The organism is Rhodococcus sp. NBC_00294, assembly GCF_036163995.1.
Lineage (GTDB): Bacteria > Actinomycetota > Actinomycetes > Mycobacteriales > Mycobacteriaceae > Rhodococcoides.
Genome location: NZ_CP108045.1, coordinates 1 through 21,761, shown reverse-complemented (window position 1 = coordinate 21,761; position 21,761 = coordinate 1). Strand labels below are relative to the sequence as shown.

The following is a 21,761-nucleotide window of genomic DNA, read 5'->3' as shown; positions in this document are numbered from 1 at the left end:
CTCTCGTCCCACCACCGCGACCACCGGAAAGGAGTCCCCATCGTGTCGACATCGACCGGCACCAAGAGTGGTGCCGCAGCAGCGGTCGCCGCCGCCCTGGCGGTACTCCTGGTGGTGGTCGCGGTGGTGGTGCTCTTCGCCCGCCCCGACGACATGTGCGCTCTCCCCGGCGCAGGGGCGCCCGGCGCACCGGTCCCGGCGGGAACGCACGTCAAACCCACCGATCCCGCCGCGACGACACTGACCTCCGGATTCGGCCCCCGTTGGGGAACCAACCACAACGGCGTCGACTTCGCCGGCCCGATCGGCACCCCGATCTACGCGTTCACCGACGGCACTGTCCGAGAAGCCGGACCGGCGAGCGGATTCGGGAACTGGATCATCCTCGACCACCAGATCGACGGAAAGACCTACTCCACCGTCTACGGCCACATGCGCGGCGACGGAGTCCTCGTCTCGGCCGGCCAACACGTCACCGCCGGGCAGGAAATCGGGCTCATCGGCAACGCCGGCGAGTCCACCGGGCCGCACCTGCACTTCGAGGTATGGGACGGCGGGCGCCTGCCCGACGGCGCCGGAACAGCACTCGACCCGGCGTCCTGGGTGGACGCCGCAGTCGCTCCCGGCATCGCACCGCCGCCGCCCGCGCCCGGCGCAGCCGGAACCGGCAGCGGCACAGGTGGGCTGGGCGACAAGCAGCTCTCCCTCGCCGAACAGACCGTCGCCATCGGGGAAGCGATGGGCATTCCGGAACGGGGCATCGTCGTCGCCCTCGCCACCGCGTCACGGGAATCGACGTTCCAGCTCTACGCCAGCTCCAACGTCCCCGACTCCCTGAACTACCCACACGACGCCGTCGGATCAGACCACCTGTCGGTCAACCAATTTCAGCAGCAGGCGACGATCTGGGGCGACACCGCCACACTGATGAACCCCGCCACAGCGAACCGCCTGTTCTACGAGCACCTTCTCGCCGTCCCCGGCTGGGAGTCGATGCCCGTCACCGTCGCCGCTCAGACCGTGCAGGGCTCGGACCTTCCCGAGGCGTACGCCGAACATGAACCGCTCGCCCGCACCCTCTACGACCGGTTCAAGGGTGCAGGCAAGGACCTGTCCGCCGCCGACCGAGCCGCCCTGGCCGGGGCCGCAACGGCGGCCACCGTCGGCAGCGGCGCCGTGGATACGGAGTGCGCAGATGCGGCGTCGAACCCGAACGGCCCGACCTTCACCCCCGGCGGCCCGTTCGGGGCGAACGTCATCGCGGCCGCGATGGCATGGCTCGGCACCCCGTACGCGTGGGGCGGCGGCAACACCGATGGTCCGACGAACGGGATCAGCGACGGCGGCGGAGCCGGCGACGCGAACGGCGATACCGGCAAGGTCGGGTTCGACTGCTCCGGCCTGACCCTCTACGCAGTGTTCCACGCGTCCGGCGGCGCGATCAGCCTCCCGCACTTCACCGGCGACACCTCCAACGCGGGCCAGCTCTACGACCCACGCGGACAGGAGATCCCACTGGAGCAGAAGAAACCCGGTGACCTCATCTACTTCGGGTCCGGCGGCAACACCCACCACGTCGGCATCTACTACGGCGTCTCCGGCGGCACCGAAATGTTGCTCAACGCCCCGCAATCCGGCGACGTGGTCTCGATCATGCCGCTCTCCGGCTGGTCCGGAGAAGACATGTACGTCAGGAGATTCGGATGACCAACACGACCACCACTCACCGGGCCGCGTTCGCGGTGATCGCCGTGGCCACGGCCGCCGTGTTCGCAGGATGTGGAACAACCACCGAGGAGAGCGTGCCCGACGGCGGCACGCCGCCGACGTCGACAAGCGCCCCTGCCAGGGCGGTGTGCACCGACCGCATCGACCACGTCACCCGCACCGACACCTGCGACGTCGACGCCGTCCTCGCGGGCGCCGCCGACGCCCTGTACTCGTACCGCCCCGCCGAGCAGACCCAGAAGGGAGTGAACATCGACTCCGCGGCGACGCTGCTCAATCCCGCATGGGTGCGAGAGCTCGGGGTGTCCTACTCCGCGCTCGCCCCGGTCACCGGCGCCGACTGGGACCGATGGGCCGCAACGGGCCTGGCCGTGGACGCCGAGGCGAACGTGACACCGGACGACCACCCCGCCGACACCGACACCCTCGCCCGACGCGTCGTCGCAGTGCACCAGAGCGTCGTCGACTCGGGCGGCGCCGAGGTCGAGGAGCTGACCCCGATCGCGCTTTACATGACCGCCACCCGAGCGAACGCACTCGCCGGATGGTCCGTCTCCGGGATCACCGTCCGATGAGCGCCCCGGTGACCCGACTCGACCTCGAGACCGTTGCCGCGCGTCGGCCCGCGCCCGGCGTCATGGCGCCGCCCCTGCATCGTCAGGCGCCGGTATGGCAGGAACGCATCGAGCGCACCGATCTCTGCGCTGCGGAGCCGCTGGTGTGGTTGTTCGGCGCTCACGGCGGGGCCGCGGTCTCCACCCTCACGGCCTCCCTGGCGTGGGCCGGCGACAGCGGCCGCGCGTGGCCTTCCGGTGGACACGGTGACTCGCCGCTCGTCGCCGTGGTCGCCCGCACCCACGCCGCAGGTCTGCGCGCCGCCCACGACCGGGCGATGGCCCACCTCGCCGCGCTGACACCCGATCCGGTGCAGCTGCTCGGACTGATCCTCGTCGCCGACACCGACCGACGACCCAGCCAGCAACTGCGCCGCGAGATCACCCGCGTCTGTTCGGTGTTCGACCATGTCTGGCACATCGGGTGGGTCGAGCCGTGGCGGCACATGTGCCCCGACGAGCTTCCCGAATGGGGACCGCGCGCTCAGGTACCCACCGACAAGCGCGCCGCCGCCGACACCCGCACCGTTCCCGTCGAACCGGTCCGCGCTCTGCACGACGACCTCCTCAGCGCCGCAGTCGCCGCGCTGCGCACCTCGCCCGAACCGGGGCAGCGATGACGGTGACCGTGGTGCTCTCCGGTGGCCACAGCGACGGTGACGCTCGCCTGGTCGGTCGTCGGTGTGCGAGCGGCGATGGCCGACTGCGGCGACCCTCGGCCGAATCGCCCAGTACCGCTCCTCGTGCTGGCGAGTCTGCTCCTCGCCGCGGCCGGCATCGCTCACGGCGTTCCGCACCTTCCCCTCGGCATCTCATGAGAGGCACCAGCGGTGGCCGCTCCCCGCCCGGTCGACCACCACTTCCCCCGACCACCACTCACTGATCTCGATTCCTCCGCACCTCCACCTGAAAGGAACCAATCATGTTGCTGCACACACTGACCTCGACAACCGACTATCTCGCCCAGGTAGGACCGTCCGGCGTCGAGGCGCCTCCCGGCGCACCGAAATACCAGCAGTTGTTCAACATCGGCATGTGGGTCGCCACCGGCATCCTCGCGATGGTTGGCGTGTTCGCCGGGGTGAAGTTCGCCATCGGTCACGCCGACGGCACCAACACCCGCGGCCAGCAGATGGGCATCGCGGCAGTCGGTATCGGCGCGGTGTTCGCCGGCACCGCGACCACCCTCGTCAACACCCTGATGACATGAGCACCCGAAGCCTCGCGGCCGTCATGCGCACGGAGATCCCCACCGACTCCTCCCCGAAGACCCCACCAGCGGAGGTGACCGCCGGCCTCGAACAAGTCGGTGCCTGGTTCTACTGGGGTGTCATCGCGACCCTGGCGATGCTCGGTGTCGCCGCCGGGATCTATCTGGCGACGGCGTACCACCGGGGCGGGCAACTCGGCGAGGGCGAGAAGCGCGCGGGAATAGTCGCCGTCGCGGCAGTCTTGGTCGCCGGATCCGGCGGCTGGGCGGGGATCCTCCTGTGACCGGCCAATTTCGGCGTCGGGTGAGCGCGTCAGTCGCCGCGGCGCTGATGATCGTGGCCACCGTCGTGGGATGCTCCGACGACCCGGCGGCGGTGGGCGATGCACCCGCCGCCGCCGTCGACGTCAACGCACCGCCTGCCGAGGTGACCTGGCGGCCGTATCAGGGCGTCGAGGTGCCGTTCAGCAGCGTCGATGGGCCGGCCGCGGACACCTCGTCGGCCGCACCGACCGGGTACTCCGCCACCCCGCAGGGTGCGGTGCTCGCCGCGATCCAGGGACAGGCCCGGCTGGCGTTGGCGCCGGATACCGCCTGGGCCACGGTCACTCGGGAACTTGTCGCACCCGGTGACGGACGCGACGCATTCGCGATCGCCCGATCGGCCGCCTCGATCACCGACGCTGCCGACCCCGCCACCACCGCGGCGTTCACCGGGTTCCGGGTCTCGTCCTACGACGAGTCCCGCGCCGTGGTCGACGTCGCGACGACCATGCCCGGCGGCCAACTGACCGCGGTGCCGGTGACCGTCCTCCGGTCCACCGGCGACTGGAAGATCGCCCTCCCCGCCCCGACCGGCGCCGAGGACGATCCCACCGCACCGGCGGCGACGGACCCGATTCCGCTGCCGTCGATGGACGGATTCACCGCGTTCTCCGCCCCCTGACCAGGCGTCATCACCCCGGTCATCGCCCGACCCCGACAGGAGCCTCCCGTGCAGGAATCACCCACACCACCGCCCGAACCGAACTGGATCGACGAGCACCCCAAAGCCCGCTGGCTGGCGACCTCACGCACCACCGGCGCGGCCGCGGTCGGGTTCATCGTCCTGGTGGTCGTGCTCGTCACCATCGTTCTGGTTCGCAGCGGGGATTCCGGCGACACCCCTCCTGCCGCAGCGCCGCCCGTCACCGCCGCTCCGCCCTCTACCCCGGTCACCCCCGGCGGCGAGGGTGGGTTCGGCCCGTCCCTCGCCGACCCCTACGGCCGCGAGATCGCCGTCCCGAACAACGAACAGGGACAGGTACTGCCGCAGACCGATCCCGGCGACCGACCGGCCTTCGTGAAGGAGGTGCCGGTCGCGGCTCCGTCCGGAATGCGTTGGGAACGAATCGGTTCGACGGTTGCACCGTTCTCCACCAGTGACGGCCCGACTCGTGTCGACGGTCGCCTCGCCTACGGATTCGCTCGTAGTCCACAGGGCGCCGCGCTGGCCGGCTGGCAGATTTCCTCTCGGTTGCTCCGCAGCGGTGCCGACGTCCGCGAGGCGTACGCCCGGCAGGTTGTCGCGGATCCCGGTGTCGCTGAATCGAAGCTCGCCGCACTCGAGGCACAGGGTCGCTCCGATTTTGTCGCCACCAAGCTGATGTTTTTCCCCGCCGCTTTCAGGATCACCGCTTTCACCGATGACTTCGCTGTCGTGCACTACGCATTCCCGACCGGCGGCAACCAGTGGACGGTCGTGCAGCAGTCCCTGACATGGGACGGCGACTGGAAGCTCCGGATGACTGCCACCGACCCCCAGCTGCCCGACATCTCGAGCTTGGCCGGGTTCACGACATGGTGACCACCCTGCGACTTCTTCTCACCAGGTGCGTCGCCGCGTTGTTGATGGGTGCAGCAGCTCTGATGATCGCGGGCGGTCCAGCGTCGGCCCAACCTACACCACCTGCCGATCCTGACGCGGCGGCGCAGATGAGCGAGGACCCATCGTTCTTCAACACCTGCAACTCGATCGGAGGAACCCTCGGAAACGTCCAGCTCCTACCGGGAGTGTCCGGCGACACATTGTGCAAGATCGCGACTGTCGCAACAGATCCGAGCGGTGCGACCTCCGCTGCGGTCGACTGGGCGGCGTCCGGAGCTGTGGGTGAGGCCGCCGAAGCGTTCCTGGAAGGATTCGGGCAGGCGGTGAACCTGATGTTCACCTGGTGGCTGGACATTCCGTTGCCGGATCTGGCGAACCCGGAGTCGGTGGGTGTGTTCCACAGCTACTTCTACTGGATCAACGCTTCCCTGGTCGCGGTGTCCATCGCTGTCGCCGCTGTGCGCCTGGCGGCCGCGAACGCCTCCGCTCGCGCCGAGCGGGCCACCGACACCGCGAAGATCCTGGTGCGGACGGTGTTCGCGACGGCGACGTTCGCCCCGCTGCTGATCGTCACGCACGCCGGGTCGGTGAAGTTCGGGAAGTGGATCGTCGAGGACGCCGCCGGTGGGAACGTCGCCGACGTGCTGGGAACGATGTTCGACCTGTCGCAGGTGTCGTCGTTGCTGTCCGCGGGACTGGTGATGGTGTTCGCGCTCCTGGGCATCGTCGGTGCGCTGGTTCAAGCGGTGTTCGTGGTCGTGCAGTACGCCATGTTGATCCTCGTGGTGGGGTTCTTGCCCACCGCCGCGGCCGGGTCCGGCACCCCGACCGGCGAGCAGGCGTTCAAGAAGATGATCGGGTTCGCCCTGGCGACGGTCCTTTTCCCGATCCTCTCGGCCGGGGTGTACGCGTTGGCGCTGTGGTCCGCCGGCGGCGACGACGCGATGAGCAAGCTCTGCGGGATGGCACTGCTGGCGCTGTCGTGCCTGTGCCTGCCGGTTCTGCTGCGGCTGATCGTGCCCGCCGTCGCCGCCTCCGGCGGCGCATCCGGCGCAGCGGCGCTGGCCGGCGCCGCGGTGGCCACTGGCGCAGTCGCCGGTATGGCGATGAAGGCCGGGAGCGCAGGGGCCGCGGCAGCAGCGAGCGGCCGATCCGGGGCAGGAGTCGTCGGTGGGCAGTCACCCGACCGAGCCACCGGGGCCATGACCAACCCACCGACGACCACCGCGGGGCAGGGTGGCGGCGGCCGATCCGGAGCCGTAGCAAGCCCGGCGGCCGCCGCGGGTGCGGTGTCCGGGGCGCAGTCGGCGCCCGGTAAGTCGGGGGCTTCGCCGGGCGCAACCGCCGCCGGCGCTGCATCGGCTGCCAAGACCGGAGCCACAGCGGTGGCCGCAGTGATGAAGGGCGCCGAGAAAGCAACGGGCGCAGCAGCTGGAGACAGCAATCGAGACGGCCAGCGAGGCGGACGCACGCCATGACACCCACGTGCGAGACGCCGACGTCCGAGCACACCACCCGCAGCGACGAGAGGACCCCCATGACCATCGAGACCGCCCGCGCCGACGCAGTCGGAGGTGCGCGATGACCGCGCAGGACACCGAACGGCCGGTGCGCACCTACGCCGGGTTCGTCGACGAGCGCCGCACCTACGCGTTCGGACTGACCCCGTTCTCCTTCGCGGTCATCGCCGCGATCGTCCTGGTGACGCTGGCGCTGATGTTCATCACCGGGTCCGCCCTGGGGTCGTTGGGGTTCGGCGCCGTCCTGGCCCTGCTCTGGGTTCCTCTGGTGGTCAAGGGCCCCCAGGGCAAGACCGGCTACGAGATGCTGCTGCTGCGCCGGCAGTGGCGACGGCAACGCCGCACCGGCCGCCACATCTACCGGGCCGGGCAGTTGTCGAACCAGGCGGGCGGTCGCTCCCGGTTACCCGGTATCGCCGCCGAAACCGAGCTGTGGTGGGCGCTCGACACCAACGGTCACCGCTTCGGGATGATGCGGATGCCCAGCACCCACCAGTACACGGTGCTGCTGCGGTGCCGCATCGGCGGCGCCGCCGGCAACGACCAGCACATCGTCGACGGGCTGGTCGGATCGTGGGCGAACTTCCTCGCGATGCTCGGTCAGGTCCCCAACATCGCAGCGGCCGCGGTGACCATCGAAACGCTCCCCGACACCGGCGAGCGGGCGCGGGCGAACGTCGAAGCCATCACCCACCCGGACTCTCCCGCCACCGCGCGCCAGATCCTGGCTGAGCGTGTCGCCGCGTCCGCGACCGGCTTTCGGGTGCACGGGCGGGTGGCGATCACCTTCGACGCCGCCACCCCCGCTCAGCGCAAGGACCCGATGGCCGCCGCCGAGATGATCGGGGCGCAGCTCCCGGTGCTGTATTCCCAGCTCGCGCACACCGACGTCACCGCCCTGCCTATGAGCGACAGTGAATACGCCGCCGTGGTGCGCCGGGCGTTCGACCCCGCCGCCGAGCCGGACATCGAGCGCGCCCTGACCCTCGGTGAGTACGTCTGCGACTGGGCCGACGCCGGCCCGATCACCGCAGAGGAGGACGTCGACAAGGTCACCTACCGGCACGACTCCGGTATTTCGCGGGTGTGGACGATGACGTCACCACCATCCGGATTCCCCACCGAACGCGTCCTGGCCGGGCTGCTGTCCCCGAACTCGCAAGTTCCCCGCAAGCGGGTCACCGAGATCTTCCGCCCGTACTCCCCGGCCGACGCCGCCAAGACCGTCGAAGGTGACTTCAAATCCGCTGTCGCCGCAGTCAACACCGCCCGGGGGATCGGTTCCGCCACCGCGGACATCGCTCTGGAATCGACAAACACCGCTCGCGTCGCCGAAGCGCGCGGGCACGGATTGGTGTCGATGTCGATGGTCATCACCGCGACCGCCGAGTCCGCCGGGGAGCTGACCGCCCTCGATCCGGAGATGCGGGGGTTGATCTCCGGCGCCCGCATCACCGCACGCCCGGCCTACATGTATCAAGCGGCCGCATTCCTCGGCGGACTCGGAATCGGGGTCCTGCTTCCCGACCACAGCACCATCCCCACATCGCTACGCGGCTGAACCCACATGCCGCTGCGCGGCTGACACCGCCGTTTCTCGTCGTCCACTCCTAGGAGGTCCCTTCCATGCTCCGCTCCCCGCTCGGCCCGGTGTCGCTGCGCCGCCGCATCTCCGACCTGACTGGTTCCGGTCAGCTCCGACCGGCGAAGCAGTCCCGCTCCGTCACAGACCCGATGAAAGCCGCCGCCACCCGCCGCCGCATCGAAGCCAAAGCGACTGCGGTGGCCGAAGCGGAAGAGCTCAAACGAGCTGTACGCGAACGGGACCCGTCCCGCACCGACCGCAAGAGAAGCGGGTGGCGTAAGGCGCTCCCTCTGCGCACCCGCGGGTTCGACGGCCGCGGCGGTGGCCGGATGTCCGTGGTGGACCGCCCCGCCAGCTTCCGGGCGACCACCGATCAGGCGTGCGGACCGTGGCCGTTCTACGTCGGCACCGGCCACCCCCAGTCCGGAACACCCCTCGGTGTGGACCCCGACAGCGGGCAAGCCGTCTGCTACGACCCTGTCTCCGCGGTGTATCGCTCACCGCGCCAACAGAACACACCGTCCCTGTTCATCCTCGGACTGCCCTCGTTGGGCAAGTCCACCGTCGCCCGGATCCTCGTGGCCGGCGCTATCGCGCAGGGACAGATCCCGATCATTCCCGCGGACCTCAAACCCGACGAAGCCGCGCTGGTCGGGTACTACGGCGGCCTGGTGATCCGCCTCGGCCACGGCGAGGGCTACCTCAACCCGCTCGCTGTGGGCGCACTCGGCTCGATCCTCCCGCTGCTCGATGAGTTTCCTGACGTGCAGCGCAAGGTCGCTGCCCAGGTGCTCCAACGCCGCCGCCGCTTGGTGTCGGGGCTGTGCGAGCTCGAACGCGGTGGCCCGCTCACCCAGTCCGAGTCGAACGTCCTCGCCGTGGCGTTGCGCGTCCTCGACGCCGATCCCCGGTTCACCCCGGAGCATCCGCCGCTGCTCTCGGATCTGTTCACCCTCATCGAGAAGGGCTCACCGGAACTGGCCCGTAAGACGATCAGCGTCGACGACCCCGACAAGTACGCCGCCAAGGTCGAGGGGTTGCTCGAGACGTTGATCGGTCTCCTCGACGGCGAGCTCGGCGAAGTGTTTTCCCGTCAGACCACCGTGCCACTTGATCTCGCCGGGGAGCGGCCGCCGGTGGCGGTGTGTGTCGATGTGTCCTCCATCGGCACCGAGGACCCGACCCTGGAAGCGGCGATCATGCTCGCCTGCTGGTCGGACGCGTTCGGCGCCGTCGAAGCCGCCCACGTCCTCGCCGACGTGGGGCTACGCGAGAAGCGCACGTTCCTGGTGGTGCTCGACGAGCTGTGGCGGGTTCTGGCCGGAGGCTCGCAGATGGTGCTACGCGTCGATCAGCTCACCCGCCTGACCCGCACGATGGGAACGGCGCTGCTGATGATCACCCACACCGTCGCGGACCTGGAAACTCTCGCCACCGCCGTCGATATCAGCCGCGCCAAGGGCTTCATCGAGCGCGCCGGGGCCGTCATCGTCGGCGGATTGCCGACGCAGGAGATGGGCAAGCTCGACGGCATCATCCCGTTCACGCAGCAGGATCGGGATCTGGTGTCGTCGTGGTCCACTCCGGCCGGCATCGACGACACCGGACGCGAACTGCCCCCGCCCGGCCGGGGGAAGTTCCTGCTGCGCATCGGCACCGCCCGCCGCCCGGGGGTGGTGCTGCAAACCGTCATCACCGCCACCGAAGCCGCCGCCGGGTACCACGACACGAACGCCCGCTTCGCCCACGTCGGCGGCGGCGGCGGCGGGCGATGAGAGGCAAGCCGTATCCGGCGGAGATCCGGACCCGGGCGGTGCAGATGGTCATCGACCGGCTGCCCACGGCCCGCTCGACGTGGGCGGCCATCGAAGCGGTCGCCGCGCACCTGTCCCTGCACCCCAACACCGTCCGGTGGTGGTACCGGCAAGCCCAAGGCATCACCGACGAGCGGCCCCTGATGCCCAGTGAGCAGAACGGCGAGATCGCGCGGCTGCGTGCGGAACTCGTGGAAGCGCAACGCTTGATCGCCGACCTCGTCGGCTCGGCGCAGTCACACCCGAGAGAAGGAGTCATCGCATGAGCACAGGGAGAGGCGCGAAGAACCCGGGCGCCGGTGTCGACCCGATGCTGGCCCTGACCGGCGGCGCGATCATCCTCGCCGCCCTCGCCTACGGGGGGGCCGAAGCCGCCTTGCACCTGGGCGGCCCGCTGTCCGGAATCGACCAGCACGTTCCCGGGTCACCGTTCGCTCTGGTGGCAGCGCTGGCGAAGGGGTCGCTGGTGTGGCCGGTGGGGGCGACGATCATCGCCGCCGCATTCGGCATCGTCGGCCTGGTGATGGTCGTTGCCGGCACGGTGTGGGCGATGACGCGGCGGCGGCGGGTCACCCGCGTCGACGACGCCGGCCGGTTCCTCGGCCGCCCCCGCGAGGTGGCGCGGCTGGGGGACAAGGCCCTGCAGGCGGAGATCGCCCGGTTGGGTGACCCCGTCGCCGCCGATGAGCCTGTCGCGGCGCCGCTGGGGCGGTTGGTGTTGGGGCCGAACAAGTTCGGCATCACCCTGTATGCCGGCCCGGAGGACGTCGCCACCCACATCTGGGGACCGCGGATGGGCAAGACGAGCTGCGTGATCATCCCGCAACTCCTCGCCGCCCGCGGCGCGGTGCTCACCACCTCCAACAAACGCGACGTCGTCGACACCACCCGCGCGTACCGGGCCGAGAAGGGGCCGGTGTGGGTGTTCGACCCGCAAGGAGTCGCGCAGGAGCTGCCCCGGTGGTTCTACGACCCGCTGACCTGGGTGCGCTCCGCCCGGCCGTCCACCACGCAGGGCCTCACCGACACCGCCGAATCCGACACTCGCCGTGCCGAGTTGGCGAAACTACTCGGCGAGGATGTCGTCGCCACGATGAGTCGGTCGGCGCAGGAGACGAAAGCCGCGACCCTCGCCGGAATCTTCGCGTCGTCGTTGACGGGGGAGAACACGAAGCGCGAACCGTTCTTCGACCCCATGGGCCAGCGGCTGGTCACCGGGTTCCTCCTCGCCGCCGCGCTGGAGCATCTGCCGCTGCCGATCGTCTACACCTGGGCGACGACACCGGAGAACCAGGAACCGGTGCGGCTGCTGCGAGCGCACGGGTTCGGGCGGTGGGCGGAGTCGATGATCGCCCAGTACAACGCCCCCGACAAGCAACGCGGGGGAGTGTTCGCCACCGCGGCGAACATGCTCGGCGCCCTCGCCTACGCCGAGATCCACCCGTGGATCTCCCGGATGGGGGAGCGCGACACCCGCCCGGAGTTCGACCCGGCCGTGTTCGCCGCCGAGGACGCACCCACCCTGTTCTGCCTGTCGATGGAGGACGCCGCCAACGAGTGCGGCGCCCTGGTCACCGCATTGACCGTCGCCGTCACCGACGCCCTGGTGGACCGGGCCACCGCCACCCCCGCGGACGGGAGCTTGCCGGCGGGGCGGCTGCGGGTGCCGGCGACGTACGCGCTGGACGAGGCTGCGAATGTGGTGCGGTGGCGGCAGTTGCCGAACCTGTACAGCCACTTCGGCTCCCGCGGCATCACCGTCACCACCATCCTGCAGTCCTGGTCCCAGGGGGAGGAGTGCTTCGGTCAGGGTGGGATGAAGAAACTGTGGGGTGCGTCGACTATTCGCGTGTACGGCGGCGGCGGTTCCACCGACGACGGCCGGTTTCTCGAGAACACCTCCGCTGCCCTCGGTGATCACTGGGAGATGAGCCGGACCGTCTCCACCAACTCGTCCGGTCGGTCGAGTTCGCAGCAGCGGCAGAAGATCCGCACCCTGCCCGCGGATGCTCTCGAGGCGATGCCCGCGGGGCGGGCGATCCTGCGGGCCGCGAAATGCCCACCGGCGCTGATCGAGACGATGCCCTGGTACACCGGGCCGTTTGCGGGCGCCGTAGCCGACGCGCGGGTCCGCGCCGGCCAGGACAGCGCCGTGCACATCAATGCCGACGACCCCGATCCGATGGACGCGACATCGCTGCTCCCGTCCCCGACCAAGCGTCCTGGCGCGGTGCCGCGGCCGTCCGCGGTGGTCGTCTCGTGAGCGACGAGTTCGACTTGGACGCCGGCCCGAACGGCTCCTGGCCAGGCCATGCGCCACCCGCCGACGACGACCTGGACGACCTGGACGACCTGGACGACCTGGACGACCTGGACGACCTGGACGACAGTGACACGGGCGACGAGTCAGACACGGCGGGGGAGCAGGCCGACCCCGAGGCTCGGGGCCCGTACTACCCGAACGCGTACCGGTTCTTTGCCGACTTCCTCGCCCCCGCCTACCGGCGCAAGACCATCGACCACCCGGCGATGCGGTGGTGCCCGAGCTGGTTCCTGCACCCCGAAGCTCGCGCCCGGGTCGACGCACTGTGGCGGGCATGGGAGTACCTACGGCTCGACCCGGCGACCGGGATGAGTGTGTGGTGGAAGGACCACGCCGATCACCACATGTCGAGGCTGCTGTCCCCGGACGGCACCTTCAAGGACTGCACCCCCGACCACCGGCAGATCCACCCACTCCCGAGCATCACCATCCCCGCCGAACTACTGGCACTCCACACTGCAGATTCACCGGTAGCACCCGCCTGAAAAGCGCATGTGTGACAAAGACCCGCCCCGCCCACCACCGAATGAGGAGACACCCATGGCCGACGACGAACACGAACAGCTCTCCCGCCAGACCGGCATGGTCCTGCGCACCGCCGTCCAGGTCGCGATGCAAGTCGCCGAAGCTCTCGCCCGGCGCCGCGAACAGAACCTCCGCACCGCGTCCGCCGCATCCGAGGCACGCTCACGGGCCCTGACCGCCCGGCTGGCTGCTGAACAACGCTCGGCAGAGGCGTTCCTGCGCCGCACCGGTGACCGGCAGTGGTGGGCCACCGCCGACGATGCGCAGATCATCGACGCAGTCCGAGTCGCGCACACCTGGAAGGACGCATCCCCGGCCGCCGAGCGGGCAGCGGTCACCATCGAGGACCGGCTGCGCACCGACAAGGGCATCGACCTCACCGCGCTACGCGACACCGTCGACACCGCTGCCGTCACCGCTGCCGTCGAACGCGAACTTTCCGACCGTGCCGAACACGAACGCCAGCTCGATCAGAACACCGACCGATCCATGCCCGATGAACCGGAATCGCGGAGCACCCCGGCAGCGCAACACCTCCCTTTGACCACTCTTGAGTGGGACACCCCGCAGCGCCGAGAGCAGCATCGGACTGAGCTCACCATCGCGGGCCTCGACACCGAAGCGATCGACGCCCACCTGCTCACCGACACCGCCAACGCCGCCGCACTCGACACCAGCTCCATGCGCATGCCTACAGCTACACCTACGGCCACACCGGGAGACCGAGGACGGGATCTCGATTCCAGCATGGACCGCGGCGGCAGATAGGTCTCACGATGGGAGCGAGAGCCGTAGCGCACGGGCTGAGACGCCAAGGCCGGAACCGGCAAACCATTGCACTAGATGACGATGGTGTTAGAGACCGGGACCGATTCCGAAATCCGGACTCAGCGAGATTGCGTCGCCGGCGGGCAGGGTCAACGACGTGGTCAGGATTTGACGAGGAAATAACCTTCGTCCTCGGCCCGAGGGATGCCTTACTGTCGCACTACAACCTCGTCGTGAGACTTTCCGCCGTCGGTCGTCCAGACGACGCGAGCAAGAGGTGTCCCTTCGGAGAATGCGGCGTACTGCCCTGCCGACATGAACTCCACAGCCTGCCGTGGACCGATCACTGCGTCGCCTGCCGGATCTGTGTCTACCTCCACGAGATAGCTCACAGAAACGGCGTATACGCGGTCCGTCCCCGTGTATTGAAGAACGAGCCTGTCGTCGCCGTCGATTGGTTCGTGCTGCTCCATAGTTTCCCAGCTGCTCACATGGCAAGCTTACGAAACCTCACCGACAGCAGCAGGGGTGCGCACGACAAGCGGCAAGCCCCGCCCAGCTGGCCAGGGGCTTCTCCGCGGTCGAGCCGCGGCACACGTTCCATCGATCGATGGCGATCAGCAGAGCTTCAAGGACAGGGGCTCGGCGGCCCTGGGGTCGACCGCTAATCATTGGGTTGGCGCGCCCCACCGAAGAAAACCTGGCGGATGTCGATGCCGTCGCCGGTGGGAGATTCCGGGACCTGCGGGTACGACAGAGTGCTGCTGGATCCGACGAGGGACTTGTAGAGGTCGAGGATCTCGCCGCATACCTGCCGGGTGGGCCAGAACGACTCGCACGTCTCCGCCGCGGTGGATGGACTGCGGGGGTGGGTGGGTGCGGGCTGGACCATGGCTTGCCCGTCACCGGTGAGAGCGAGGGTCGCTTCGCCGATCCAGCCGCGAAATAACTACCGGCCTTTCTACTAGATGTGGGGGTAAGTGCGGGTCCACCAATCCCACATATGGACGCTCAACGGCGCGTCGCGTCCTGTTTCGACCGCGATGTGTAGGCAAGTGCCCAGTCGCCGAGTGCGCATGCGAATCCGTCGTCATCGTCGGGGTCGAGCTCGGCTATCCAGTCACTGCCTCGTCGAACGTGGAGCTTGCCCAACGGGTCGGAACGCCCGGGGGTGTACGAGTGTGGTCCGTAGCGCGCGGGCCTGATCCAGAACGGTATGTCGCCGTCGCTGATGCGTCCCGGCTCGGCGACGACAACGCAGCGCGCTTCACATGCGTCGACCTCGACGTGTGCGCGGCCGCCATGGTGTTCACAGGCGGCGACGAGTTGTTCCATGCGGCGAAGTTGTTTCGCCGCCCACCACCGGTCGCCGAAATCGAGCTGGTCGCCATAGTGGGTGCGCATGTACCCGGCCGCGCCTTCGGGGACGGGACCGGTGGCTCCGTATGCGTGCACTCGGGTGACCAGACCGGCCTGGTTGACTCTGCTGTCTTCGTCGAACTCCTCTCGGCCGGGCTCGAGGTCCCGGCGTTGATCGGCGTCAGCGGCGAGTTCAGCGGCCACTGACAGACGCTGCGCCGTGGAGAGGTCATCAAGCGCGGAGATGAACCATCCCTCGGACAACTGGCGCGCGAGCGACGTTGCGGTCCACGTGTCACCGTGGCGCAGGCCTTCGTAGTCGAGGGACTGTAGGACAACAGGGTTCGTGGACCGCAGTTGGGTGATCAACCCGTGGATAGCAGTGTCGATTGCGGGGTAGGTGTCGAGCCACATCGCCGCGTCCCACGCAGCCTCGGACAGAACAGTCAGTTGATTCGCCAGGTAGTGGGCCTGCCCTGGCGTAGCTACCGTGGTCACCTTGACGGAGTGTTCTTGGAAGTCAAATCCAGGCCAGGTTCCCATGATTGATGCCCGTCCCTGGGTGGCGGCTAGCACGCTATAGCTAGTCATGGTTGTTGGGGCCCTTCGTCTGGACGTGGTTCATTCCGACCGCGGCATACGCGTTGCCAAGCGGGTACGCGAGAGCAACCACTCAGGTTGGTGTGTGAATCCGCCGGTGACTCTGTGGCACTACCACGGGGTCGCTCCGGAGAGGCATAAGTATGCCACCACATCTACCGGACGCGCGGAACAAACGACCCGGCTCGCCGCGAAACCGCGCAATCGTCCGCCGCGGCCCTCCGACGCCGGGCCCAGGCTCTTCAGGAGTCGGCGGAGGACAATGGTTGCCATGACGAGTTCACCGGCAGAGTCGCCAACTGCGCGTCTTCAAGAATTGAAGGCCCTCGCTACCGCGTGCCACACAGCCTTCCTCGCGGTCAGCGCCGCCAGTCACTGGAAGCCCGGCCCGGACGCCACTGACCGCGTAGACGCTATGAATCGCGTTGACCCATCCACCAGCAGCGACGGCATCATGGCCGGTGCCGCTCTTGTCTCCGAAGTGGTGGTGTCCTACCTCGAGATCGCCGCTGGCAACCTGAAGAGCATTGGCACCCTCATCGGGGGCGGTGAGCTGTTCGGACCGCCCGCTCTAGCGCGCGCGGTGATGGAGAACTGCGCCCGCGTGTTCTGGGTACTCGGCAAAGGAATTGATCCCGCCGCAGTGCTGGCCCGCGCGTATTTGGAGGAGTTCGACAGTTGTGAGCGCCAGAAATCTGCCGCTAAGCGACTCGGTGGTGGAACATCGGCACCTGAATACGGGGCTGCTCGAGCACGCTGGACTAGTGTGCGCCAGAGGGCCATGAAAGCCTTTCCAGGTGCGACCAGGGAGGCACTCGCCGAGGGTGCACCCGGCCGCACTATCGGATCTGACACCCTTCCTTCGCCCGCCGCAGGGGTCATTGCAATGTTCGAATTTCTGCGCGCCGACGCCGGCGGCACGATTACGGGCGGCGTCGCCGAAGGCATGTACGACTTCCTGTCAAGCAATGTCCATCCCTCGCTGTACACGATCCGCCAACTCCGCCGCTATATCGACCACGGAGACCACTATGGCTCCGAACTGCATATGGACCTCAACTTCATCGAAAAGCTTTTGATGGCAGCGCTTATCACGTTCTACAACGCACTGAGCTACACCATGAGTTTCTACGACCTTGCGCGAGCTCCCCATGATGTACTCACCGAGCAGATGGCCGCGACTTTTCCGGAGGCGTTCACGGGGAGTTAGCAACACCACCGTCCCCGTGCGCGATGCGAATGTCCCGGCTCGCGCTCTACGGCCCCATCTCCGCACAGACGGTCATCTTCACCATCGACCGCTACATTCACGGCGGGCGCCCGACTCAAGCTGAGCGCCGCTGCGAACTGAAGTCCTTGACACGACGCGACACGGGTCGCCGATCGCACTCGATCGGCGCGTCGCAGACAAGATACTTGTGGACCTACCACCCCTTGGCGACGGTGACGGTTCCCCAGCTGTACTAATAACTGATCGGTTTCTTTTGGCCGTTTTGTAAGGCTTGGTGAATTTGCGCTTCTTGTGACATGTCATCAGGATGCACGAGTCGACCGGCGACTGGACCGGTCGTATTCCTCTCTGAGAGAGCAGCATCCATGACGACCCTTGTTCGGCCGCCACGGCGGAAACCGATGTTCTCCTCGACGCCGCGGGCGGTACTGACCGTTGGCATGATCGCGATGCTGGTCGCCACCGGTGGGGGAGCGGTGGCCACCGCGCAACCGTCCACCGCCCCGACCAGCTCTGCGCCGGCAGCGTTGCAGCAGCAAGCCCCGGTCGCGGCCGACCCGTGTGCCACCACCACGGCACCGACGACCACGACCACCACGGCGCCTACCACCACACCGGCGGCCCCGACGTCGTGCGCTGAAGTGCCGACGCTGGCTCCGTCCACCTCGCAGACGCCCACCACAGGAACCGAGGCACCGAGCGTCGCTGACGCACCGGCGCCCGCACCGTCGAGCACGCCGCCGGCCGCTACGAGCTTGACCCCGAGCGCGGAGGCCACCGCGCCGACACCTACCGGCGAGCGGATCCCGTACACCGGGCTACCGACAGAGAACCCGAACAGCACCCTGATCCCCGGCAAGATGCGCTCGGACCGCGAGGAGTGGCCCGAGCCGTTCACCAAGGAAGAAGCCGACCAGGCCGAGATCGGGGAAGCCCGACTGCTCGCCAAACAGCGCACCTCCCGAGCCGCGGCGACCTGCCAGAAATACTGGCCGTCGAACTTCGACGTGTGCGGCGCCATCCGAGACAAGTACAACTCCCTCGGCGGAACGTTCAGCTTCCTGCTGCTGCCCACCAGCGGAAACATCGTCAACCCCGGCAACACCGGCGAGCGCGTCACGTTCATGAACGGACCGATCTACTGGTCCGCAGCCGGCGGAGCACACCCCGTCGTCAACAGCTTCCTCAACCGCTGGGGCATCCTCGGCTACGAAGGCAGCTACCTCAAATACCCCACCACCGACGAGATCGTCCTCCCCGACGGCGGCCGCCGCCAGGAGTTCCAGGACGGCGCCATCTACGTCGCCTTCCAGAACGCCATCGGCTCCGCCATCCAGAACGGACCACTCCGCGACAAGTACAACAGTGTCGGCGGACTCACCCCCGGCAGCAGCCCCCTCGGCTACCTCACCGGAGACCACATCCGGTCACTGCCCGACGGCCAAGGGCAGATGGCACGATTCCAGAACGGCGTCATCTACTGGTCACCCGCGACGGGTGCGTGGCCAATCACCGAACCTGTACTGACACCGTGGAGCCAGTCCGGTTACGAGTCAGGCTCTTACAAGTATCCCACCGGTCAGCCGTACAGCACAGACGGTGATGTCACTATCAGGCAGGACTTCCAAGGTGGTCCGTTGATCGCACCCGGCCCCAAGGTGGAACAACTTGCCGTGCTGAACCCAGGGGCCTCAGCTCCTGATGTACTCCAGGAAGCTCAGCGGTTGTCGGCCGAACTTGGTCGCACGCTGCAGGACATTGTCGAGGCGGGTCTCACTGAAGCTGCTGAGGGCGTCGGCAATGCGAACCCCGGTGTGGATACCCTCCTGCCAACACCGCGTGGACCTGGGGACTTTTTCTTTTCTGCGAGCGCAACCGCACGAGTGAACCACGGACATAACGGCTTGTTCATCACGCTCACGCACTCGATTGAGGCCAACCAGGCCACAGACGGCGTATACATCATCGACAACACCATCGGGTCGAACGGCGGCCGCATGATGAAGAGCCCGGAAATGTTCTGGGTCAACACCTCGAGCGCAATGCGACAGCAAGCAGTCGACTTCGCGCTCACGAAGGTCGGAGCCGGTTACAATCCTCAGTTCTGGTCAAACAAGGTCGTCGATGCAGTAGCGTATAACTGCTCACAGCTCGTTTGGGCGGCATACTACGGTCCGTCTCAAGGTGCAGTCGACCTGGATGCCGGCGGTGGACTGGGGGTTTGGCCAGTCGACTTGAAGTACTCGAACTTGGCAGTGCCGTATCCGGCCTAGTTCGATCCGAAATCGGACCCTCAGCAGCTCGCGCGTATCAATCGCTGATACGCGCGAGCTGCACCCGCAACATGGAGCATTTATGCGTCTCGTCAAATTGTTATTACCCGGGCTTCTTCTTGTTGTCATACCGAACGCATCCTGCGGTGCGCCCGCGCCGGCCGACCAACGCGCACTCTCTTCAACAGAACTCGACGTAATTGACCGCGACACGGTGGGAGCTGTTGTGGTTGGGCCAGCGCAGTTTCCATTCGATTCTGCAAGCGATGTAACCCGCCTTATGACGTTCGACGCGAACGGTAACCTCCTCGGCAGCATCACCGGCGGCGCACTGCTGAACGCTCAAGTCGACGGCCTCGACAATCGCTTAGTAACAGCGAATGCTGACCAACTGATCTCGGTATCGAACACGCACAAAACCGCAACCCCCATCAAGAAACAGGTTGTCGAATCGTCGATTCAGGACGAGGGCAGAACGCGAACTGCAACTTGGTTCAATGATGGGCGACAAGGTAGCACCACTACGACTACGTACTGGTCAACTGAACACACCGGCCAGCAGACGACAGGCACCATCCAAGGGATGGCTTTAGCATCAGCATTCTGCGGTGCTTCTATTTACGCCCTGGTGGAAGACATCGATTCTCTATCGTGGAACAAGCCGACCCAGAATTGGCTGTACCGTATCGAAACGAACGGTACCCGCACCGAAGTCGCTACTTGGGAAGCAGACCCCAGCGTTCGACCTGCCTCACGCCAGGCCGTCTGTTCAGCAGATGGAACCTCGATGACAGTTCTGTACGCCTCTCGGCAAGGCACACCCGCGGGCAGTCTGCCGACACTACAACAATGGGTGTTCAACCTGCAGGATGGCTCGATAGATAAACGCGTATTACTTGAAGCAAACGACGAATGGCGAATCCATGCAAATGGAGTTGCCTCATCGAAAGAGAGACTTTATTGGATCAATTCGAGCGGATCAGTTTACTCTATCAGCAGCTCGTCTCTGCTAGAGCCAGCCAAACTCGAATGGAAAGTACCTCATACCGGCCCCCGAACACGGCTCTCCATACACGGAGGTAGAGTTCAAGTGTTGGATTACGCAAACCACCCAACATTGCATGAATTTGAACTTGCGTCCGGAAGAAAGACGCGAGAATCAATAAGCTTGCCGTGGCTGAGCCCAATCATAGATTCACCTACAGCCAGCGGCCAGAGTACGAATACAGTTACCGACCTCCTTGTGCAGGGATAAGCGCGCAGTGCGTATATCACAAAAACTCATGAGCAGCGAACGTGCACGCCCTCAAATTAGGATCAAATCATGAGATTTGCAATTGGCTGGATAGCAGTCGGCGCGGCAACAGCGGCATATATGATGTTGATCAGTGCTGATCCTTTGATGCAAATAACGAGCTGTGAGACTTTCGCCGCGGAATTTGATTGCAATCAATCACTGCTGAGCTACTTCGGGTATCGGTTCGTCTTCCTGGTCATACTTCCAGTTGCTCTCTGCCTAACGGCGGCGCTACGCACCGATGTCCATACCGCATGCCTCGTCTCCGCAGCCCTCGTGTTAACTTGGGCAATTGGCGTTGGAGGAACTTTACTAAGCCGGTCGCCAAATATAGTGAATATATACGCTTACCTACTGCCAACCGTTGTTCTGGCTTTACTATTGACAGTCTTACAGAAACGCTTCGCGAAACCCCTGGGAATCACCCGAAGCTAAACACTTTCGCACGGTCGCCGACGGTGCCTTTCGGCTGACGGTTCGGAGCTGCACCGGCACGGGCGGGGACGTGGGTGGTGATGGCGACGCATGTTCGTGCACTAACGCGTACACCGTTGCCTTCACACCCCTTGTAGTTCGGGAGGACCCACCGCAGGCAAGGCAATCGGGTCAGCTCAGGGTTGAACGGCGGCGGTACGACCTGTGGTGCACACCGCTACTCGTCCACCGCGTCCGGACGAGTGCAAGATCCGGCGAAGACGGAACGTCCCTGGCTTCTGATCGCCGGCCAAGTGCGAGCTGGACCATGTGTCCGCTGACTTACAAGATGCACTCGGGGCAACGGAAGCAGCGTCCTTATAGGTGCGGCTCACGACAGACTCGGGCCACACTGTGGACGTGCGGCGAGCGGACGCAACACACCATGTACCGTCCATTGGCTTCCGCCAGCTATTGGCCCGAGCCTCGCTTATCGGCTCTTCTGGGCCCATGCGGCCGGGGGTGCGAACGACCCTTCCAGTGCCTGGGCGTTCAGCTAGCAGCGCTCGCGGATGCTGCGAGCGCTACCCGGTAGCCGTCCGCCGCCGGTCAGAAGCGGCCACAGGTGCATCG

General features: G+C 66.8%; 21 protein-coding genes. 18 read left to right on the top strand and 3 right to left on the bottom strand.

All coding sequences use genetic code 11. The annotated features are described in order from the left end of the window. Nucleotides 1-42: 42 nt before the first annotated feature. From OHB23_RS22460 to OHB23_RS22390, 15 genes are all read left to right on the top strand, one after another. Nucleotides 43-1,707, top strand: a complete 1,665-nt coding sequence (locus tag OHB23_RS22460; protein WP_328811825.1) for a peptidoglycan DD-metalloendopeptidase family protein — start codon at nt 43-45, stop codon at nt 1,705-1,707. Beyond that, nucleotides 1,704-2,303 carry a hypothetical protein gene (locus OHB23_RS22455; RefSeq protein ID WP_328811824.1) on the top strand — a complete coding sequence of 200 codons (600 nt, stop codon included), beginning with the start codon at nt 1,704-1,706 and terminating at the stop codon, nt 2,301-2,303. The genes OHB23_RS22460 and OHB23_RS22455 overlap by 4 nt, the downstream gene beginning before the upstream one ends. Then, complete coding sequence (locus tag OHB23_RS22450) at nt 2,300-2,962, top strand: DUF6668 family protein (RefSeq protein WP_328811823.1); 663 nt, start codon at nt 2,300-2,302, stop codon at nt 2,960-2,962. The genes OHB23_RS22455 and OHB23_RS22450 overlap by 4 nt, the downstream gene beginning before the upstream one ends. Nucleotides 2,963-2,983: 21 nt before the next feature. Next, the gene (locus tag OHB23_RS22445) at nt 2,984-3,160 is read left to right on the top strand and encodes a hypothetical protein (protein ID WP_328811822.1); all 177 of its coding nucleotides are present in this window, start codon (nt 2,984-2,986) and stop codon (nt 3,158-3,160) included. Between the two features lie 104 nt (nt 3,161-3,264). Continuing rightward, complete coding sequence (locus tag OHB23_RS22440; RefSeq protein ID WP_328811733.1) at nt 3,265-3,552, top strand: hypothetical protein; 288 nt, start codon at nt 3,265-3,267, stop codon at nt 3,550-3,552. Further along, a complete protein-coding gene (locus OHB23_RS22435; protein WP_328811821.1) occupies nt 3,549-3,836 on the top strand; it encodes a hypothetical protein in 288 nt (95 codons plus the stop codon). The genes OHB23_RS22440 and OHB23_RS22435 overlap by 4 nt, the downstream gene beginning before the upstream one ends. Nucleotides 3,837-3,856: 20 nt before the next feature. Then, nucleotides 3,857-4,498: a hypothetical protein gene (locus OHB23_RS22430; protein WP_328811820.1), complete on the top strand. Its 642-nt coding sequence runs from the start codon at nt 3,857-3,859 to the stop codon at nt 4,496-4,498. Between the two features lie 48 nt (nt 4,499-4,546). After that, on the top strand, nt 4,547-5,398 hold the full coding sequence (locus OHB23_RS22425; RefSeq protein WP_328811819.1) for a hypothetical protein: 852 nt from the start codon (nt 4,547-4,549) through the stop codon (nt 5,396-5,398). Further along, nucleotides 5,392-6,897 carry a hypothetical protein gene (locus OHB23_RS22420; RefSeq protein WP_328811818.1) on the top strand — a complete coding sequence of 502 codons (1,506 nt, stop codon included), beginning with the start codon at nt 5,392-5,394 and terminating at the stop codon, nt 6,895-6,897. Before OHB23_RS22425 ends, OHB23_RS22420 begins: the two co-directional genes overlap by 7 nt. A 103-nt stretch (nt 6,898-7,000) precedes the next feature. Continuing rightward, nucleotides 7,001-8,500: an SCO6880 family protein gene (locus tag OHB23_RS22415; RefSeq protein WP_328811817.1), complete on the top strand. Its 1,500-nt coding sequence runs from the start codon at nt 7,001-7,003 to the stop codon at nt 8,498-8,500. A gap of 65 nt (nt 8,501-8,565) precedes the next feature. Then, a complete protein-coding gene (locus OHB23_RS22410; protein WP_328811816.1) occupies nt 8,566-10,299 on the top strand; it encodes a hypothetical protein in 1,734 nt (577 codons plus the stop codon). Then, nucleotides 10,296-10,604: a transposase gene (locus OHB23_RS22405; RefSeq protein ID WP_328811815.1), complete on the top strand. Its 309-nt coding sequence runs from the start codon at nt 10,296-10,298 to the stop codon at nt 10,602-10,604. Before OHB23_RS22410 ends, OHB23_RS22405 begins: the two co-directional genes overlap by 4 nt. After that, nucleotides 10,601-12,601 (top strand): type IV secretory system conjugative DNA transfer family protein, encoded by a 2,001-nt coding sequence (locus tag OHB23_RS22400; protein ID WP_328811814.1) that lies wholly within the window; start codon nt 10,601-10,603, stop codon nt 12,599-12,601. Before OHB23_RS22405 ends, OHB23_RS22400 begins: the two co-directional genes overlap by 4 nt. Continuing rightward, nucleotides 12,598-13,146, top strand: a complete 549-nt coding sequence (locus OHB23_RS22395; RefSeq protein ID WP_328811813.1) for a DUF4913 domain-containing protein — start codon at nt 12,598-12,600, stop codon at nt 13,144-13,146. Before OHB23_RS22400 ends, OHB23_RS22395 begins: the two co-directional genes overlap by 4 nt. Nucleotides 13,147-13,201: 55 nt before the next feature. Beyond that, nucleotides 13,202-13,954, top strand: a complete 753-nt coding sequence (locus tag OHB23_RS22390; RefSeq protein WP_328811812.1) for a hypothetical protein — start codon at nt 13,202-13,204, stop codon at nt 13,952-13,954. 209 nt (nt 13,955-14,163) lie between these two features. Here OHB23_RS22390 and OHB23_RS22385 read toward each other — a convergent pair whose 3' ends face one another. From OHB23_RS22385 to OHB23_RS22375, 3 genes are all read right to left on the bottom strand, one after another. Further along, on the bottom strand, nt 14,164-14,445 hold the full coding sequence (locus OHB23_RS22385; protein WP_328811811.1) for a hypothetical protein: 282 nt from the start codon (nt 14,443-14,445) through the stop codon (nt 14,164-14,166). Between the two features lie 173 nt (nt 14,446-14,618). Then, complete coding sequence (locus OHB23_RS22380) at nt 14,619-14,846, bottom strand: hypothetical protein (protein ID WP_328811810.1); 228 nt, start codon at nt 14,844-14,846, stop codon at nt 14,619-14,621. A 119-nt stretch (nt 14,847-14,965) separates the two neighbouring features. Next, nucleotides 14,966-15,856 carry a hypothetical protein gene (locus OHB23_RS22375; protein WP_328811809.1) on the bottom strand — a complete coding sequence of 297 codons (891 nt, stop codon included), beginning with the start codon at nt 15,854-15,856 and terminating at the stop codon, nt 14,966-14,968. Nucleotides 15,857-16,184: 328 nt separating this feature from the next. Between OHB23_RS22375 and OHB23_RS22370 the strand changes: the two genes are divergently transcribed. The 3 genes from OHB23_RS22370 (at nt 16,185) to OHB23_RS22360 (ending at nt 20,672) form a co-directional block, all read left to right on the top strand. Continuing rightward, complete coding sequence (locus OHB23_RS22370; RefSeq protein ID WP_328811808.1) at nt 16,185-17,123, top strand: hypothetical protein; 939 nt, start codon at nt 16,185-16,187, stop codon at nt 17,121-17,123. Between the two features lie 461 nt (nt 17,124-17,584). Beyond that, nucleotides 17,585-19,417, top strand: a complete 1,833-nt coding sequence (locus tag OHB23_RS22365) for a hypothetical protein (RefSeq protein WP_328811807.1) — start codon at nt 17,585-17,587, stop codon at nt 19,415-19,417. 82 nt (nt 19,418-19,499) lie between these two features. After that, a complete protein-coding gene (locus OHB23_RS22360) occupies nt 19,500-20,672 on the top strand; it encodes a hypothetical protein (RefSeq protein ID WP_328811806.1) in 1,173 nt (390 codons plus the stop codon). The last annotated feature ends 1,089 nt before the right edge of the window (nt 20,673-21,761 follow it).